At 34.5% G+C, this 16,180-nt stretch carries 16 protein-coding genes, 1 pseudogene and 1 riboswitch; of the genes and pseudogenes, 10 read left to right on the forward strand and 7 right to left on the reverse strand.

The window, feature by feature from the left end; translation table 11 throughout:
- The first annotated feature begins 21 nt into the window (after positions 1-21).
- From ACTXGU_RS06365 to ACTXGU_RS06390, 6 genes are all read left to right on the forward strand, one after another.
- Complete coding sequence (locus tag ACTXGU_RS06365; RefSeq protein WP_443480660.1) at positions 22-1,707, forward strand: long-chain-fatty-acid--CoA ligase; 1,686 nt, start codon at positions 22-24, stop codon at positions 1,705-1,707.
- A 15-nt stretch (positions 1,708-1,722) separates the two neighbouring features.
- The gene (locus ACTXGU_RS06370; RefSeq protein WP_443480661.1) at positions 1,723-2,463 is read left to right on the forward strand and encodes an electron transfer flavoprotein subunit beta/FixA family protein; all 741 of its coding nucleotides are present in this window, start codon (positions 1,723-1,725) and stop codon (positions 2,461-2,463) included.
- Positions 2,464-2,479: 16 nt separating this feature from the next.
- On the forward strand, positions 2,480-3,466 hold the full coding sequence (locus ACTXGU_RS06375; protein ID WP_443480662.1) for an electron transfer flavoprotein subunit alpha/FixB family protein: 987 nt from the start codon (positions 2,480-2,482) through the stop codon (positions 3,464-3,466).
- A gap of 135 nt (positions 3,467-3,601) precedes the next feature.
- Positions 3,602-3,916: a thioredoxin gene (gene trxA, locus ACTXGU_RS06380; protein ID WP_443480663.1), complete on the forward strand. Its 315-nt coding sequence runs from the start codon at positions 3,602-3,604 to the stop codon at positions 3,914-3,916.
- Positions 3,917-4,076: 160 nt separating this feature from the next.
- Positions 4,077-5,849, forward strand: coding sequence for an excinuclease ABC subunit UvrC (gene uvrC / locus ACTXGU_RS06385; protein ID WP_443480664.1), 1,773 nt, complete (start codon positions 4,077-4,079; stop codon positions 5,847-5,849).
- Positions 5,850-5,914: 65 nt separating this feature from the next.
- Positions 5,915-6,096, forward strand: a riboswitch (Lysine riboswitch).
- A gap of 296 nt (positions 6,097-6,392) precedes the next feature.
- Positions 6,393-7,622: an aspartate kinase gene (locus ACTXGU_RS06390; protein ID WP_443480665.1), complete on the forward strand. Its 1,230-nt coding sequence runs from the start codon at positions 6,393-6,395 to the stop codon at positions 7,620-7,622.
- Positions 7,623-7,680: 58 nt separating this feature from the next.
- Here the strand turns inward: ACTXGU_RS06390 and ACTXGU_RS06395 are convergent, their stop codons facing one another.
- The 3 genes from ACTXGU_RS06395 to panE form a co-directional block, all read right to left on the reverse strand.
- Complete coding sequence (locus ACTXGU_RS06395; protein WP_443480666.1) at positions 7,681-8,136, reverse strand: YslB family protein; 456 nt, start codon at positions 8,134-8,136, stop codon at positions 7,681-7,683.
- Between the two features lie 161 nt (positions 8,137-8,297).
- Positions 8,298-8,906 (reverse strand): hypothetical protein, encoded by a 609-nt coding sequence (locus tag ACTXGU_RS06400; RefSeq protein ID WP_443480667.1) that lies wholly within the window; start codon positions 8,904-8,906, stop codon positions 8,298-8,300.
- Positions 8,907-9,007: 101 nt separating this feature from the next.
- The gene (panE, locus tag ACTXGU_RS06405; protein WP_443480668.1) at positions 9,008-9,934 is read right to left on the reverse strand and encodes a 2-dehydropantoate 2-reductase; all 927 of its coding nucleotides are present in this window, start codon (positions 9,932-9,934) and stop codon (positions 9,008-9,010) included.
- Between the two features lie 222 nt (positions 9,935-10,156).
- Here panE and ACTXGU_RS06410 point away from each other — a divergent pair, with 222 nt between their 5' ends.
- From ACTXGU_RS06410 to ACTXGU_RS06420, 3 genes are all read left to right on the forward strand, one after another.
- On the forward strand, positions 10,157-10,822 hold the full coding sequence (locus ACTXGU_RS06410; protein WP_443480804.1) for a cupin domain-containing protein: 666 nt from the start codon (positions 10,157-10,159) through the stop codon (positions 10,820-10,822).
- A gap of 174 nt (positions 10,823-10,996) precedes the next feature.
- On the forward strand, positions 10,997-11,683 hold the full coding sequence (locus ACTXGU_RS06415) for a hypothetical protein (protein ID WP_443480669.1): 687 nt from the start codon (positions 10,997-10,999) through the stop codon (positions 11,681-11,683).
- A gap of 112 nt (positions 11,684-11,795) precedes the next feature.
- Positions 11,796-12,368, forward strand: a complete 573-nt coding sequence (locus tag ACTXGU_RS06420) for a hypothetical protein (protein WP_443480670.1) — start codon at positions 11,796-11,798, stop codon at positions 12,366-12,368.
- An 803-nt stretch (positions 12,369-13,171) separates the two neighbouring features.
- On the opposite strand, the gene ACTXGU_RS06425 is transcribed toward ACTXGU_RS06420, so the two are convergent.
- Positions 13,172-13,360, reverse strand: coding sequence for a hypothetical protein (locus ACTXGU_RS06425; protein WP_443480671.1), 189 nt, complete (start codon positions 13,358-13,360; stop codon positions 13,172-13,174).
- Between the two features lie 314 nt (positions 13,361-13,674).
- Here ACTXGU_RS06425 and ACTXGU_RS06430 point away from each other — a divergent pair.
- Positions 13,675-13,884: pseudogene (locus ACTXGU_RS06430) on the forward strand (LuxR C-terminal-related transcriptional regulator).
- A gap of 76 nt (positions 13,885-13,960) precedes the next feature.
- Here the strand turns inward: ACTXGU_RS06430 and ACTXGU_RS06435 are convergent.
- Genes ACTXGU_RS06435 through ACTXGU_RS06445 form a run of 3 tightly spaced genes read right to left on the reverse strand, consistent with a single transcriptional unit; the run spans position 13,961 to position 16,112 of the window.
- Positions 13,961-14,308, reverse strand: a complete 348-nt coding sequence (locus ACTXGU_RS06435) for a hypothetical protein (protein ID WP_443480672.1) — start codon at positions 14,306-14,308, stop codon at positions 13,961-13,963.
- A gap of 19 nt (positions 14,309-14,327) precedes the next feature.
- The gene (locus tag ACTXGU_RS06440; protein WP_443480673.1) at positions 14,328-15,209 is read right to left on the reverse strand and encodes an SAR2788 family putative toxin; all 882 of its coding nucleotides are present in this window, start codon (positions 15,207-15,209) and stop codon (positions 14,328-14,330) included.
- Positions 15,210-15,221: 12 nt separating this feature from the next.
- Positions 15,222-16,112 (reverse strand): S8 family serine peptidase, encoded by an 891-nt coding sequence (locus ACTXGU_RS06445; protein WP_443480674.1) that lies wholly within the window; start codon positions 16,110-16,112, stop codon positions 15,222-15,224.
- Positions 16,113-16,180 lie beyond the last annotated feature (68 nt).

Genomic DNA, 16,180 nt, shown 5'->3' on the forward strand with positions numbered 1-16,180 from the left:
ACAAGCAGGAGGAATGAGTTTATGTATCGTGAAAAACCGTGGCTGGATCTTTATCCACCGGAAATACCGAAAGATGTTTATTATCGACCCTATACGTTGCAGCAATCATTAATATATGCTGCAAAAGAATATCCAGATCATAAAGCGATTCATTTTATGGGAAAGGAGTGGACATTTCAGGAAGTATACAAAAAATCAATGACGCTGGCAGGTTATTTACAGAAAATAGGATTGGAAAAAGGCGATAGAGTAGCCGTTATGCTGCCAAATACTCCGCAAACGGTTATTGGCTTTTATGCGATTCTTTTAGCAGGCGGCATCGTAGTCCCTACAAATCCTTTATATCAAGAAAGAGAAGTTCATTTTATATTAAAAGATTCAGGAGCTAAAATGATCATTACATTGGATCTTTTATATAATCGAATCCAGCAGGCAAAAAAAGATACAGAGCTTAAACAAATTATTGTTACAAAGATACAAGATTTTCTCCCATTCCCTAAAAACATCCTCTATTCTATCGTGCAAAAAAAACAACAACGAAAAAATACCCCAATTTATGAAAGCCATTCTACCCATATGTTATTTGACATATTAAAAAAACCATTCATAGAAGTAAAGGAATATCAAACTGATTTTGAAGAAGACGTTGCCATTCTTCAATACACAGGTGGAACAACAGGTTTTCCAAAAGGGGTAATGCTGACTCACCGTAATTTAATCGCAAATACCGCGATGGTACGTCAATGGTTATACCGCATGAAAAAAGGAGAAGAAATAATACTTGGCATTATGCCTTTATTTCACGTATACGGCATGACGACCTTAATGATTCTATCTGTGATGGAAATTTATAAAATGATCTTAATTCCTAAATTTGATGCAGCTGCCACTTTAAAAACCATCCAAAAGCAAAAACCAACGATTTTCCCTGGAGCTCCTACCATTTATATTGGACTTTTAAACCATCCACAAATCGAAAAATATGATCTTACTTCCATTAAAAGTTCCATAAGCGGATCAGCGCCATTGCCTGTTGAAATCATCGAAAGGTTTGAGGAAAAAACAGGCGGAAAATTAGTCGAAGGATATGGATTAACGGAGACTTCTCCGGTAACGCATGCTAATTTTCTCTGGGATCATGAAATTGTGAAAGGGAGCATTGGAGTGCCGTGGCCAGGAACAGATGCAGCTATTTTTTCACTTGAGACAGGACAGAAACTTCCTCCTGGAGAAATTGGCGAATTAGGAATCAACGGTCCACAGGTGATGAAGGGGTACTGGAATAATCCAGAAGAAACCGCAAAAGTATTAAAAAACGGCTGGCTGTTAACAGGTGATATTTGTTATATGGATGAAAAAGGCTATTTTTATGTTGTAGACCGGAAAAAAGATCTTATTATTGCTAGTGGATTTAATATTTATCCAAGAGAAGTAGAAGAAGTGTTATATGAGCATCCAGATGTAGAAGAAGCAGCAGTGGTTGGCGTTGGAGATCCTTATCGAGGAGAAACAGTCAAAGCATTTATCGTGTTGAAAAAAGGAGCAACATTAACCGCAGAAGATTTAAATCATTTTATGAGGAAACGAATTGCATCCTTTAAAGTACCTCGCTTGTATGAGTTTAGAGCAGAGCTGCCCAAAACAGCAATAGGAAAAGTTTTACGGAGAGAATTAAAGGAAGAACATCAACGAAATACGGATATGTAAAGGAGGGAACACCTAGTGAATATTATCGTATTGTTATCCAGAACATTTGATTCCGAACAGCAAATTACAGTTCAAGATAATAAGGTGCAAATAGTTGATGTCAATTATATGATCAATCCGCTTGATGAAAGGGCATTAGAAGAAGCCATTCGCTTAAAAGAAAAGCATGGAGGAACGGTATTGGTTGTAACAGCAGGAGAAGAAAATGCAGAAAAGCAGCTTCGGCTCGCATTAGCAATCGGAGCAGATAAAGGCGTATTGTTGTTATTAGATGATGCAAAAGAAGAACCTGTCGTTATTGCCAATGCATTATCCTCGTATTTACAAACGGTTCCATTTGATATTATTTTAGCCGGTGCATTTGCTATGGATGGCGGCAGCGGGCAAGTTGGACCTCGTGTAGCAGCCGCACTTAACATTCCGTATATAACCAATATAGCAAAGTTGACTATAGAAAATGGAAAAGCAATTGTTGAAAAAGACACAGGTGAAGAGGTGGCAACGTATGGCGGTCCATTGCCATTATTAGTGACTGTTCCACAAGGATTAAATGAACCAAGACTGCCTGCTTTAGCCGGTATTATGAAAGCAAAAAGAAAATCTTTAGATAAAATTACTCCGCAACTCAATAATTCCTTATCGATAACCACCGAACAATATCAATTTCCTATTGTTGAAAGACAAAATGTTTTTATACAAGGAGACAGCGAAAAACAAGCTGGTCAACTTTCAGAGATCATCAAAAAAATGAGGTAGCTAAGGAGGGGTAATTTTGAGAGAGAAAATCCTTATTATAGGTGAAATGAAGCAAGAAAAAATACGTACTGTCACATTTGAATGTTTATCGGCTGCTAACGGAATCGCTGCTGATGCGGAAATCGTCGTTCTATTATATGGGAAAGATAAAACAACATCGGATGTAGATGATCTTTTGCAGTATAAAATGGACAAAATACTATGGATCAGTACGAAAGAAACACCATTTTCTGATGAAGCATATAGAAAGCATGTAGAAGCTATATTAAAAAAAGAAAAACCAGCAAAGGTATTTATTCCTCATACTGATTTTGGAAAAAGCATCGCAGCCTATTTAAGTAAAGTATTAGCCATTCCTCTCCTTTCTAATGTAAACGGCATGAGACGTGAAAAAGATTCGATAGTATTTACACGATCAATTTTTTCGGGAAAACTAAATGAAACGGTTCGATTAGATGAAGATACTTTTATCGCTGCCATAAAGCCAAATAGCTGGGTAGTACCTAATGAACACGGGAAACAAGCAGTCGTTATAGAAGAACAGGTAATGGATAAAACAACACCAGTTTTTCCTTTATTAAAAGTGGAAAAAAAGAACGGCAACAGCATCGATTTATTGGATGCAAAAGTAATCGTTGCAGCTGGAAGAGGCATAAAAAATACAGAAGGAATGGAATTAATAAAAAAATTAGCATCGTTGCTTGGAGGCACAGTCGGCGTTTCCAGAGGGGCGGTTGAATTAGGCCTTAGCGATTCATCGCTGCAAGTTGGGCAAACGGGCAAGACGGTGGGACCTGATCTTTATATCGCTTGCGGAATTTCAGGAGCGATTCAACATATCGTCGGAATGAATGGTGCAAAAGTGGTCGTAGCGATTAATAATGATCCCGATGCACCTATTTTTAAAGAAGCAGACTATTGTATTGTAGGAGATATATTTGAAGTAGTGCCATTGTTAATTCAACAGTTGGAAGGTGCAGAATATGGAGAAAGTGCTGATTAATTGAAGTGCTAAATATATCGAATAGAAGCAATAAGTGTAGGGAAAATTATCGACGAAACAAATTATTAGCATCCTAACAAAAACGATGGTATACTTTCGATATTAAAAGTTAACCACTTAGAGGAGGCAGTTGTAATGGCAATATCACATGCAACAGATCAAAATTTTCAAACAGAAACAGGTTCAGGAGTAGTACTAGTAGATTTTTGGGCACCTTGGTGCGGACCTTGTAAAATGATTGCTCCAGTATTAGAAGAATTAGACGCTGAAATCGGAGAAAAAGCAAAAATTGTTAAAGTTGACGTGGATGAAAACCAAGAATCTGCAGCTAAATTCGGCGTAATGAGCATTCCGACATTATTAGTTTTCAAAGATGGCGAAGTAGTGGATAAAGTAGTTGGATTCCAACCAAAAGAAGCTCTTTCTGAATTATTATCTAAACATGTTTAAAAGAGTTAGTGAAGGACAAATTGTTCTTCACTAATTTTTTGTCTTCTATCCTATTTCCTTCCACGACTTTTTCCTTGCTGAAAGCATTCTCCAACAAGTATCATATTATAATAGAGTGTAGTAGATTAGTGTAGATTCAAGCATTCAGGGAGGAAAGACGATGAATAGTACAATAAAAAATAAACTGATGCTCTTACCTGATCAGCCTGGATGTTATTTAATGAAAGACCGACAAGGCACAGTGATTTATGTAGGAAAAGCAAAGGTATTAAAAAATCGAGTCCGCTCTTATTTTACTGGTTCCCATGATGGAAAAACATTAAGACTCGTTAACGAAATTGAGGATTTTGAATATATTATTACTTCTTCTAATATGGAAGCATTATTATTAGAGATTAATTTAATAAAAAAGTATGATCCAAAATACAATATTATGTTAAAAGATGATAAAACGTATCCTTTTATTAAGCTGACTGCAGAAAAACATCCACGCTTAATTACAACAAGAAAAGTTAAAAAGGATAAAGGCAAGTATTTCGGACCATATCCCCATGTCCAAGCAGCAAATGAAACAAAAAAACTGCTTGATCGCATATATCCATTAAGAAAATGTACGACACTGCCTGACAGGGTCTGCCTCTATTATCATATGGGCCAATGCCTGGCTCCATGTGTAAAAGATATTCAAGAAGCAGAATATCGTCAAATCGTGGATGAAATTACAAAATTCCTTAACGGTGGCTACAAAGAGATTAAAAAAGAGCTTACGGTGAAAATGACTGCTGCAGCAGAAGAATTAGACTTTGAGCGGGCAAAAGAATATCGTGATCAAATCGCTCATATTGAAGCAACAATGGAAAAACAAAAAATGACAATGGCCGATCTAGTGGATAGAGATGTTTTTGGCTATTCTTTTGATAAAGGCTGGATGTGTGTTCAAGTATTTTTTATTAGACAAGGGAAATTAATTGAACGAGATGTAAGCATGTTTCCTATTTATCAAGAACCAGAGGAAGAAATGCTCACGTTTTTTGGACAGTTTTATGAAAAAGAAAACCATTTTAAACCGAAAGAAATCTTAATTCCTAGTAGCATTCAGGGAGAGATGGTGGAAGAACTTCTCGGAGTAAAAGTATTAAAACCGCAAAAAGGACAAAAAAAAGAACTTGTGCTGTTAGCAAAAAAAAATGCCGAAAATGCGTTAAAAGAAAAATTTGCGTTAATTGAGCGTGATGAAGAAAGAACGATTAAAGCTGTAGAGAATTTAGGGAAGCAGATGGGGATTTATACGCCGCATCGAATCGAGGCATTTGACAACAGTAATATTCAAGGTACAGATCCGGTTTCTGCGATGATTGTTTTTGTGGATGGAAAACCAGCAAGAAAAGAATACCGGAAATATAAAATAAGAACGGTGCAGGGACCGGATGACTATGAGTCGATGCGAGAAGTAGTGAGACGGAGATATCAGCGTGTGCTAAAAGAGGGATTGCCACTGCCGGATTTAATAGTAATTGATGGCGGAAAAGGGCATTTGGAAGCAGTCAAAGAAATTCTTTTATTTGAATTAGGCTTGGATATTCCCGTGGCAGGCTTGGCAAAAGATGAAAAACACCGAACCTCGCAATTATTATACGGTGATCCGTTGGAAATCATTCCATTAGCTAGAAACAGTCAGGAATTTTATTTGCTGCAACGAATTCAAGATGAAGTACACCGATTTGCGATTACCTTTCATCGCCAAGTCCGTGGGAAAAATGCCTTTCAATCTTTATTAGATGACATACCTGGAATTGGGGAAAAGCGTCGAAAGCTGTTATTAAAAACATTTGGCTCTGTAAAAAAAATGAAAGAAGCAACAATCGAAGAATTCCGTACGATCGGCATACCGGCAAATGTAGCGGAAGAGCTATTGAACAAACTGCAAGAATAATTCATTAATCAACTATTGTATAAAAAAAAACTCTATGCTATAATGATGGCAACTTATTCTTAATAAGTGAAGGTAGAGGTGCGAACTTCAATAGTAATAATCCAGAGAAGAATGAGCTTCAAAGAAGGATTATGAAAGGGACAGTTCGCCGAAGTAAAGAAGAACTCATTATTTTCTTTGCTGGTTTTGTATTGAACAAATGCAAGACTGTCAAAACAAGGAATTGTTTTGGAGGGCTATCTCACTGTTTGTGCACATTTTAATGGAGTTTTTCTGCACAGCAATGAGACGTTCTCATTGCTTTTTTTATTGTCTTAAAAAGCAATGAAAAAAGTATTTATCGAAGTAATAGTGAGAGTTCAAAAAGGCAGCAAATTAGAAGCAAGAAGGTCGAGGCGGTGTAGCTTTGAGCAACGGAACGTATGCAATTAAATACGTGAGTAGCGGAAAAGCAAGCCAACGAAGAGATTCGCCGCTGATCATTTGATGACTTTTTGAATATCCTCTACACTTCTAAGAGAAAAAAAGAAAGTAGGGAATGCTGTGGGTTTAGTAGTACAAAAGTTCGGTGGAACATCAGTAGGCAGTGCAGAAAGAATCAAAAATGTTGCCGAGCGCGTAATCGAGGAGAAAAATAGAGGAAATGATGTTGTCGTTGTCGTTTCTGCAATGGGTAAAACAACGGATGAATTAGTAAGACTAGCTGGAGAGTTGTCAGATCGTCCTTCAAAAAGAGAAATGGATGTATTGCTTTCAACAGGAGAACAAATAACGATCAGCTTATTATCAATGGCTTTAAATGCTAAACAAGTAGATGCGATTTCTTATACTGGCTGGCAAGCAGGAATTCAAACAGAATCGGTACATGGAAATGCACGCATTTTAAATATTGAAACAGAAAAAATGCACGCTCAACTAAAAGAAGGAAAAGTTGTCATTGTAGCAGGCTTCCAAGGCGTGGCAGAAGATGGTTCGATTACGACATTGGGAAGAGGCGGCTCCGATACAACTGCAGTAGCGTTAGCTGCAGCGCTTAAAGCGGATAAATGCGATATTTACACAGATGTAACAGGTGTATATACAACAGATCCTCGATATATTAAAAATGCAAGAAAATTATTATCCGTATCTTATGATGAAATGCTCGAGTTGGCAAATTTAGGAGCAGGTGTACTGCATCCTCGAGCAGTTGAATACGCAAAAAATTATCAAGTACCACTTGTAGTACGCTCAAGCATGGAAAGAGAAGAAGGAACAATCATCGAGGAGGAAGTATCAATGGAGCAAAACTTAGTTGTAAGAGGGGTAGCGTTTGAAGATAATATTACTAGTGTAACGGTGTTTGGATTAAAAAATCCTTTAACAAGCCTATCTACGATTTTTACTACATTAGCATCCCAACATATTAATGTAGATATTATTATTCAAAGCTTAACCGACCAACAAACAATGAATGTATCTTTTTCGATTAAAGACAGTGATCTGGAAGAGACAGTGAAAGTACTGGAAGAGGTTAAAGCAGAATTATCTTATGAGAAAATAACTTCTGAACAAGGACTTGCCAAAGTATCGATTGTAGGATCAGGCATGATTTCCAACCCTGGTGTTGCAGCTGATATGTTTAAAGTGTTGGCAACAAAAGATATTGTCATCAAAATGGTAAGCACTTCAGAAATTAAAGTATCAACAGTTATTGAAAAAGACAAAATGGTTCAAGCGGTTGAGGCTTTGCATGATGCATTTGAACTTAGTGCGATTCCTGTAAACGCGTAAGCAAGATTAAACTGAAAAAAGCTGCCTAGATTGGCAGCTTTTCTTATGCAAAAGAAAATTATACGGGGTCTTTACTGTCCCAACGCACGGTTATCGTTATTTTTTTGTCTCTTCTTTTTGGATCTTCAAACGCTTCGGCAATGACTTTTTTTAGATGTTCATGTTGCTGGGCTAAGTAGCCTGTCTCGAGTTGAAAGGTGCATTTTCCTTTTTCTCTTAATCTTTTTTCAATCAAAGGACTAGTTAAAGTATACTCCATTTCATATTTGGACTGCTTGCTGACTTCAAGCGTTCCCCAGCCTGCTTTTTCAAAAAAATTTCTCGCCTCTTCTATGTGTTCAAGCGGAAACATTCTGGCAATTCTTTTTCCAGCCCAATACAAAAGTTCCGGTGTATCTCTTCCTAATAAATCTGGTATTAATATTTCACGAATTAATTCATAACCATAAGCAGGAACAGTAAGAGGTTCTTCATCCACTCTTGATCTTCCTTCTACAGATGTTAACTCACTCAATAGTCTCTCCTCTTTCTATCATTCTAGTGTATCTATTTGTCATAATTGTAAGATGATCGTAATAATGTTGGAAAAAATAGATTGCTTTAATAGTATACTGTAAATCTAGAAAAAAAACAGCTATCATCTGTAAGCAAAAAGCCAGTCTAAATGTATTCAGACTAGCTTCCTTTATAAGTGGATGTTAATTCTTTTTTATATTGCAAGGCGGAAATCAAATGTAATCCTTTTAATGTGGGAATTTGTTTATTCAGCATTTCCAGTGCTTCTGCTTTTTGGCCTTCTTTTACTTTATGCTCCATTTCCAGCCAGGCAAGCATGACTTTATCGTTTATGCGATCTTTATTTGTTTCATAATTAGATAGATCGCCTTCTTTAAGGGAAATCATTGCTGTATAATACCATTTGGCTTTCGTTTCCTTCATTAAAGGGAGCAGTTCTTTAACTAAATGAAACTTTTTTTGTTTAGCCAGTAAAATAATCTCAGAAACGATTTTAACTTGCTTGTAGCGAATTTTATCTAGCTGTTTCCTTGCTTCTTCCTCTTCATCATGAAAGAGCAAAAAAAGAAAATGATAATGAGGGTGCTTTGATTTTTGTAAAAACTGCAAAATTTTCTTTTCGTCTTTTTCAAATAGGATCGGGTATAAGGATAGATAAAGCATAAAAAAGAAGAAAAGAATGGAGACTATGATAATTAGCGAAATATGCAGCTTAAAGAAAAACATGACTAAAACAGTTATAAAAAGAAAAATATAAGGCAAGATCAAATGAGTTCCTCCGATAATAAGTATGTAAAAAGGGAATCTTGCAAGAGGATATTTCAATATGTTTCGCAAGAATTCCCTGCAAAAACAGAAAATTTTACAACTTAGCTGTTTTCTAATTGCATTTTTTTATACACTTTGACATTCTGATAAACAACTTGCAATAATGGCGCAGGGACAGAAGTGTTTTTTGCCAACTCCAATAAGTATCCTTGTAAATGATCACCTTCAATAAGGGAACCTTTCTCCATATCGCGCTGCATCGATGATTTCATATCGTATCCAATCGCATCAATTGTCTTCATATGCTCGTCCACAATATTTTCATGAATAGGCGCACCGTATGCTCGCATAATCTGAGCCGCTTCCTCAAACATTTGACGGATGAAGTCTTTGCCGCCATCACTTTCGCGAATAGGTCCAATCGGCGCGCGCAATAGCGAAGTGACACCCGACATAACAGAGATAAAAAGATATTTATGCCACATCGCTTGTTCGATATGATCACTTAAAATAAAATCTGCTTTCGCACCGCTAAAGGAATCTGTAATTTTATGTATTCGTTCCGTATCTTGGTTTCCAAATTCACCGTAAACAACCCGGGCAGCTGCACTTGTCTGAACAACATCGCCTTCTTTATTTAAAGTTGTTTCGATAAAGCATAAACCGCCAATAACCTTATCTGCGCCAAAAGCTTCTTTTAACGTATCTAAATGGGAAATACCATTTAATAGAGGCAACACGACCGTTTTTTCTCCAATAAAAGGTTTAAGATCGTTTATAGCTGCTTCTAAATGATAGGATTTTGTAGAGAATAAAACTAAATCAAATGGTTCTGCAGCATCCGTTGTAGTAACTAATTTAGGTTGAAAAGAAAAGTCTCCATTTACACTGCGTATGACAAGACCATTTTTCTCCAGCTGCTTCTTTCGGCCACTGCGAACAAGAAATGTCACATCCTCACCTTTTTCAACTAAGCGTCCGCCGAAATATCCACCAACGCCGCCAGCTCCTAATACTAAAATACGCATATAAACCTTCCTTTCAAAAAAACATGCATTTTGCTCCATTGTAGCATATTTGTACCATTTATTTATTGTTTCAACTATTGAAAAAACAAAATAAATACGGTAGGATAATTAGCCGTCAAAATTTCAACCTATGATAATCACCCATTTTTTAATCTTTCATACAATGGTCTTGTATCAAATTTTTAAATAATAGGGGGATATTCTGTCGTGTCAACATCTTATATGGATTATACGAAATCAAATGTACAGTATTTTTTTGATATCAATAAAAATCGGTTGAAAACCCGTAATGCACAAAATTATATCAACGAATTAGGAAGAAACAATTTAAATACACTGGGAGATGTTTCCTTGCTTGATATATATTTAAGCAAAGGTCGTGTGGTGGAACCGCATTATCATCAAAATGCAGCTGAACTTGTTTATTGTATTTCAGGATCAGCCGTTGTTTCCCTTATTAACCCTTTTAATAATACATTGACAAATATTCCAATAAAGCCTGGGCAAGTAGCAAATATTCCGCAAGGCTGGTGGCATTGGGAAATAGCTAATGAGGATAAAACCCATTTACTTGCCATTTTTGATGCACCATATCCACAATATATTTTTGGATCGGACATTCTGACAAAAACACCAATAGAAGTGCTTGCTCATACGTATTGTTTAAATCCAGAACAATTAAAGAAAACACTTGCTCCGTTAAAAAATCAAACCATTGTCATTGGACCTACTGATGAATGTGTCAGCCAAACCGAGCAAAGGAAGCAAACATATATAAATACTTCTAATTCTCAACCGCTACATTATCAAAATAACAAATCATATATGCCTCAAAATCGATATTATTCTCCTCAACCTAGGTATAATCAAGGCTATTATTATGGATAACTTGCCATTCTTTTAAGTAAATACAAAAAGGATGGAATGTGTTTACACTCATCCTTTTTAGAAATATGTAGTTTTTTGTCGAGTATAATTTGTAAATAAAAGTATGTACTTATGTTATAATTCAATTTTTGGTAGGGGAAACAAATAAGTCAAAAAGTTGTAAGGAGTTTTGGAATGCAAAGAAAAAAGAGTTTAATCGTTTTATTTTTGGTACTAGCAGTAGGTTTGGCTTTTTTTCTTTATCAAATGGATGATAACAAGGAGATAAAAAGCAAAAAAAATGATGAAGTTGTAATAACTAGATCTATAGAAAAAAACTCTGCTGAAAGGGTTATTTTGGGTGAAAAGGATGAAGAATACGTTGTTGGGAAGGATCTTCAACCTGGTTTTTATGATATAAAGCCATTAAACAGTAAAGAAGTAAATTTTTTCGGGTGGAAACTAAGTGAAAACGAAGAGCTGCATGCAATTGCTTTTAGGAAAAATAATAAATTTCACGTGTTTGAAGGTCAAGTCGAAATGACGCCCTCAAAGTTTCAGAAATTAAAAAAGGTGAAAGATTACTATATTATTTCCAATTCAGGATATTATGAAGTAGGTAATGAATTCCCTGAAGGCAGATATGAATTTATATTAGATGATAACTCTGTCTCATTAGATACCTATATTAATGTTCGAACGAGAGAAGATAAACCGAAAGTGACTATTCAATGGGATAATAAAAAAAGTGCTCGTTCTAATAGTGTCATTTTAAAAAAGGGTGATAGCATTTATATTGATAAGACAGATTCAAAAGAAAAACAAAGAGACGAAGTAATGTTGAAAGTAAAAGAAGCGGAAAAAGATACATATTATGATTAACTGATTTGATGAACTTATTATTTTTAACAAGAATCCTTCACCCACTAACTAGGAAGTTGAAGAAAAATAATGAACTATTTAGAAAAGTACTATTTAGGGAGTAGATAAATAATTGAAATCTAAAGAAAACGTATTGTGGAGTATATTTAAGTTATACGGTATTTTGTATGTTTTATTATATATTGGTTACATCTTTATCATAAACATTCTGGATTCTTCTTACAGTATCGTGAGTATTCCTGCTATTCTAGTACCTTATGTTTTTTTACTATTCTTTCTATTTGTTTTATGGAAATATACGAATTGGAGAACAGAAAGAAAAGCAAAGACTAAATTTATAACCAGGACAACTATTGGTATTATCCCGCCTCTATTTTGTGCAATTATTTTAGGAGTAAACGAATATAAATCTAATTTCTCTGTGAAAAAATGGTTGATTAACGAGAGCGAAAGAGTGTATATGGTAGATGACTTATTAAATGAATATGAATTAATAGGTATGACAAAAAAAGAAGTAAGTACGCTATTGGGACCGACTGAAGCAGATGATTATTTTAAAGAAGAGAATAATATTGTTTATTACCTTGGAAATGAAAGAAGCCTAATTAGTATAGACAGTGAATGGTTAGTTATTACTTTTGATGAAAATAAGAAAGTTGTGAAGTATGAGGTGGTAACAGATTAAATTTTTTCTTTTTTACATAAGAATTGTTAAAGGTGAATTTTTGAAGAATATCTCGATTTTTGAGATGTATTGATTTTCAGGACTTAAATGAATTAGCAGACAGTCATTAACTAGAAAGGGGAAACAGCATGAATTTTTTCTTTAAGCCTACAGTGGTATGGCTGCTTTTAAGTATTGTTTTCCTGTATTTAGTGGGCTTATTTACTATAAGGCCGGAAGTTACATCAGGCAATGGCAATCTTGGCCTTATTTTTGTTTTGCTCGCCGTAATCATTTTTCTGCGATTCGCCAAGAACTTATGGAAAAGCCTAGGTACGCTTGTTTTGCAGCCGCGAACCTGGAAGTTCGTAAGCCTTGGATCGCTATTTGTTCTACTGTTGGCTAGTTTCTTGGAATATCGGTATACGTTGAATTTGATCGATCAATTAGGGGGCACTCCCGCACAGAAGTCCTCAAGAATTTACCGCTATTCATGGGTTAATCAATATACAAATACTTTATTCATCAATGTTTATACCTTTATTATGTTAATTTCAGGTGTCGTATTCTTACATGCGATATTGAGGAGAAATCGTAAGAACAGTAAAAAAAGTGCCTGACAATTATTTTTCTAGACGTTGAAAATGCAAAAAGCTTATGAGACACCCTTTAAAAGGGAGGTTGTTCTTTTTTAGTACAAAAGATAAAAGATAAGCCATTTTTTCCTGAAAAACCTATATAATAAATTGAGTTTTTGTTTAATCTTAAACAGAGCTATTAGGGCAAATTAATCTTACCTCTTGAAGTAGTGGGACCTACAAGTATTATAAATATTTCATGCTTAAACCTAAGTAAATGAAAGTGGAAACTAAAATAAACCCAGAGAAAAAAAGAACTTTATTTCGATTAGACAAATTTTTCATCCAACCCCATCTTTTTCGGTCTGTATCAAACCAGTAACAGTCAATGATAACCGTTAATACAATAATTAGTAAGATTACGAAAGAACTCATTAGTTACCCTCCATTTCTTTATATCCAGTATATGTTAATTTTATTGTAACATATTCCATTAAATAAGTCTGCTTGCTCCACCTTTTGCTATTAAAGAACAATATTTATAAACATTCATAAAAAAATAAATTATCACATCATTTAAACTTTACCGAAAGAAGTAAAAACAATTTTAAACCACAATAAAAGAAAAAAGTCGTCCAAATTTCCCAAAATGTAGTCACTCCAAGGCTTCTCCCTACATAAGATATTCAGACTATGATAATACCCACCCCAGAGTTCATAGCTGGCGTAGGCAAGGAGGGTTATACTATTTGAAGGAGAACGAATTTACTCACAAGCCATTATTAACAAAAAGAGAAAGAGAAGTGTTTGAGCTGTTAGTATAAGACAAAACAACGAAAGAAATAGCAAGTGATTTAAAAAACAGTTCGAAATCATATTTTAATTGTAATGGTAGCTTTCATGTATTCTTCCTCCATTTTATTGTGTTCGTAAAAGTTAATCATTTTTGCAAGATGTAAATATATGAAATTATATAGCATACTACTAAATAAATAACTACAAAAAAGCACTATCCTGAAGATAGTGCAAGAAGTGTCATGACATTCGTAAGTCTCTTTTCATTTCTTCATATTCACGTTTAGAATTATTACCATGTAAACTAAGAATATGTTTTTCTAATTCTTCTAGTTTTGAAACAAAAATAGGATGAAGCTCTGTTGTATTTGCTTTTCCATACATACAATTTGTATAAAAAATTAATTGAGAAGCGATAAAATCGTCATTTGTTTCAAGTATAGCATCTATCATATGAGGGATATACTCAAAAGCTTCAACACTACTTTTATTATCTATGATTCTATCAAAAGAATGAGCTAGATAGAACTCATCTTCATTTATTTTCTCAACCCAGTTTTCTAAAATGCTTTCAATGTCTTTATGCATAAATAAAACCCCTTGTTTATTATTTAAACTTAAAATCGTCAAATTTTTTAGTTTTTTTGTTATATACAAAGTGTATTACAACGTTTTGGCCTTCCTTTGTTTTTAATTTTCTCTCCATTTTAACCCAACCATCTTTATGGTGCCATCTGCTGTCATTCAATTTAATACTTGTAAATTCAGTAGCTCCATCTAATGGGTTATTTAATACATGATCCATAAAGATTTCCTCAACTAAATCTTTCGGATTTTGCCTTCCTGTAGAACCTTTTCCTAGTGATTTTTTTGCTATTTTTTTACTGATATCTTTGACGGCACTTTTAATAGCAGCTTTTCCGAATTGTTTGATAACCCAACTGATTCCAATTCTTACTATAAAACCTACTAAAACAGCTACAACAGGAACTATAGATGCTTGTAATTCAGTTGAATCTACATTAATAACTTCTCCGGTATCTACATTAATAAGTGTAGCATTAAAGTCCTCATCAGATACACTATTAAGCAATATTTTGTAAGTGTGTTCAACTAGTTCACCATTTTCAGCCTCTGAAGAAAAGTCAAAAGACATCTCGTTTGTCTCATTATTAATTGATAGAGCGCCATTTGCTGATAGTTCTTCTGCATCTATCTTCGTTTCTATAACAGTTTCTGTTTTTTCAACTTCTACTGTTGTTTCTAAAACATCTGACACATTGCCTTCAATTGTATCCTCAACAAAGGAAGCGGCATCATCAGAGGCAACTACTATACCTTCTTCTGTTGGATCAATCTTAGTTATTATGCTTTCTTCATTTAATACGTTTTCTTGGGTTTCATTTGACTCTTGTGCTTTTGCTACTCCCGGTGTTATGTAAGCAAATAAAAATACACTGGTAATAATATAAATAAATAAATTTTTCATTCTACATCTCCTCTAGGGAATATATAAAAATCCCTTGCCTGTATATTTTTTATTATCTAATTCTTTAATTTTTAATAGATTAGAAGAAAGTATATTTGTTTTGGGGGAACCGTTTGAAAGATTGAATGCTATTATTCCTGTAGCATATGCAGTAGCAAAAGATGTCCCACTTACTATATTTTTTCCTCGTATCCTTCCTATTATTGGTATATCTACTCCTGGTGCTACCAAGTTTATTTTCCCAGTTGCTGCTAATGAATAATGGTTAAATTCTTTATCAACTGCTGAAATTGAAATTACGCCGGGATATTTTGCGGGATAATCAGTATACAAACCAAAAGTATTACCAGCTGCTGCTACTATAATTATTCCTTTTTCTAAAGCATCGTTAATAGCTTTCTCTAACACTTCTGAGTTTTTTTGAAAACCAAAACTTATATTAATAATGTCTACCTTTTGTTCAATGCTCCATCTAATACCTTTAACAACATCTTCAATTTTTCCACTTCCATTTTTATCGAGTACTTGTACATCGTATAAATGCGCAGAAGGGAAAATACCGATGACATTTTCTTTGTTCGGTTTTGCTGCAATAATCCCTGCAATCGCAGTACCGTGTCCAAAAGAATCATAAGTTTTCTTTTGCCCATTGGTAGCGTTATAAGTTTTTTTTACCTGTGCTTTAATAGCTTCATGGTTACGGTTAATTCCACTATCTAGTATGGCAATTTTAATATTTGCTTTATCGGGCATTTTTATCTTTTTGGATTCTAGTACATTACAAACAGCCCAATTTCTTTCACAGTCTTTACTATTTAAAACTATTTCAGAATTTTTTTGTGTACAAGAAGTGAAAACAGCAATAAAAACTATTAATAAAAATGGAGTGGAAAATCTTCTCATTATGTACTTAACATCCTTTTATATAATTTATTAGGAGTATATTTTTATCCAGTAATTGTCACCTTCTT

This window comes from Niallia sp. 01092, from assembly GCF_052318935.1.
GTDB lineage: Bacteria > Bacillota > Bacilli > Bacillales > Cytobacillaceae > Niallia.

What these genes read in the sequence shown, in the direction of transcription:
- ACTXGU_RS06365 (WP_443480660.1), top strand. Translation starts at nt 22, where the DNA reads ATGTATCGTGAAAAACCGTGGCTGGATCTTTATCCACCGGAAATACCG.
- uvrC (WP_443480664.1), top strand. Translation starts at nt 4,077, where the DNA reads ATGAATAGTACAATAAAAAATAAACTGATGCTCTTACCTGATCAGCCT.
- ACTXGU_RS06445 (WP_443480674.1), bottom strand. Translation starts at nt 16,112, where the DNA reads ATGAGAAGATTTTCCACTCCATTTTTATTAATAGTTTTTATTGCTGTT.
- ACTXGU_RS06425 (WP_443480671.1), bottom strand. Translation starts at nt 13,360, where the DNA reads ATGAGTTCTTTCGTAATCTTACTAATTATTGTATTAACGGTTATCATT.
- ACTXGU_RS06415 (WP_443480669.1), top strand. Translation starts at nt 10,997, where the DNA reads ATGCAAAGAAAAAAGAGTTTAATCGTTTTATTTTTGGTACTAGCAGTA.
- panE (WP_443480668.1), bottom strand. Translation starts at nt 9,934, where the DNA reads ATGCGTATTTTAGTATTAGGAGCTGGCGGCGTTGGTGGATATTTCGGC.
- ACTXGU_RS06435 (WP_443480672.1), bottom strand. Translation starts at nt 14,308, where the DNA reads ATGCATAAAGACATTGAAAGCATTTTAGAAAACTGGGTTGAGAAAATA.
- trxA (WP_443480663.1), top strand. Translation starts at nt 3,602, where the DNA reads ATGGCAATATCACATGCAACAGATCAAAATTTTCAAACAGAAACAGGT.
- ACTXGU_RS06440 (WP_443480673.1), bottom strand. Translation starts at nt 15,209, where the DNA reads ATGAAAAATTTATTTATTTATATTATTACCAGTGTATTTTTATTTGCT.
- ACTXGU_RS06410 (WP_443480804.1), top strand. Translation starts at nt 10,157, where the DNA reads ATGGATTATACGAAATCAAATGTACAGTATTTTTTTGATATCAATAAA.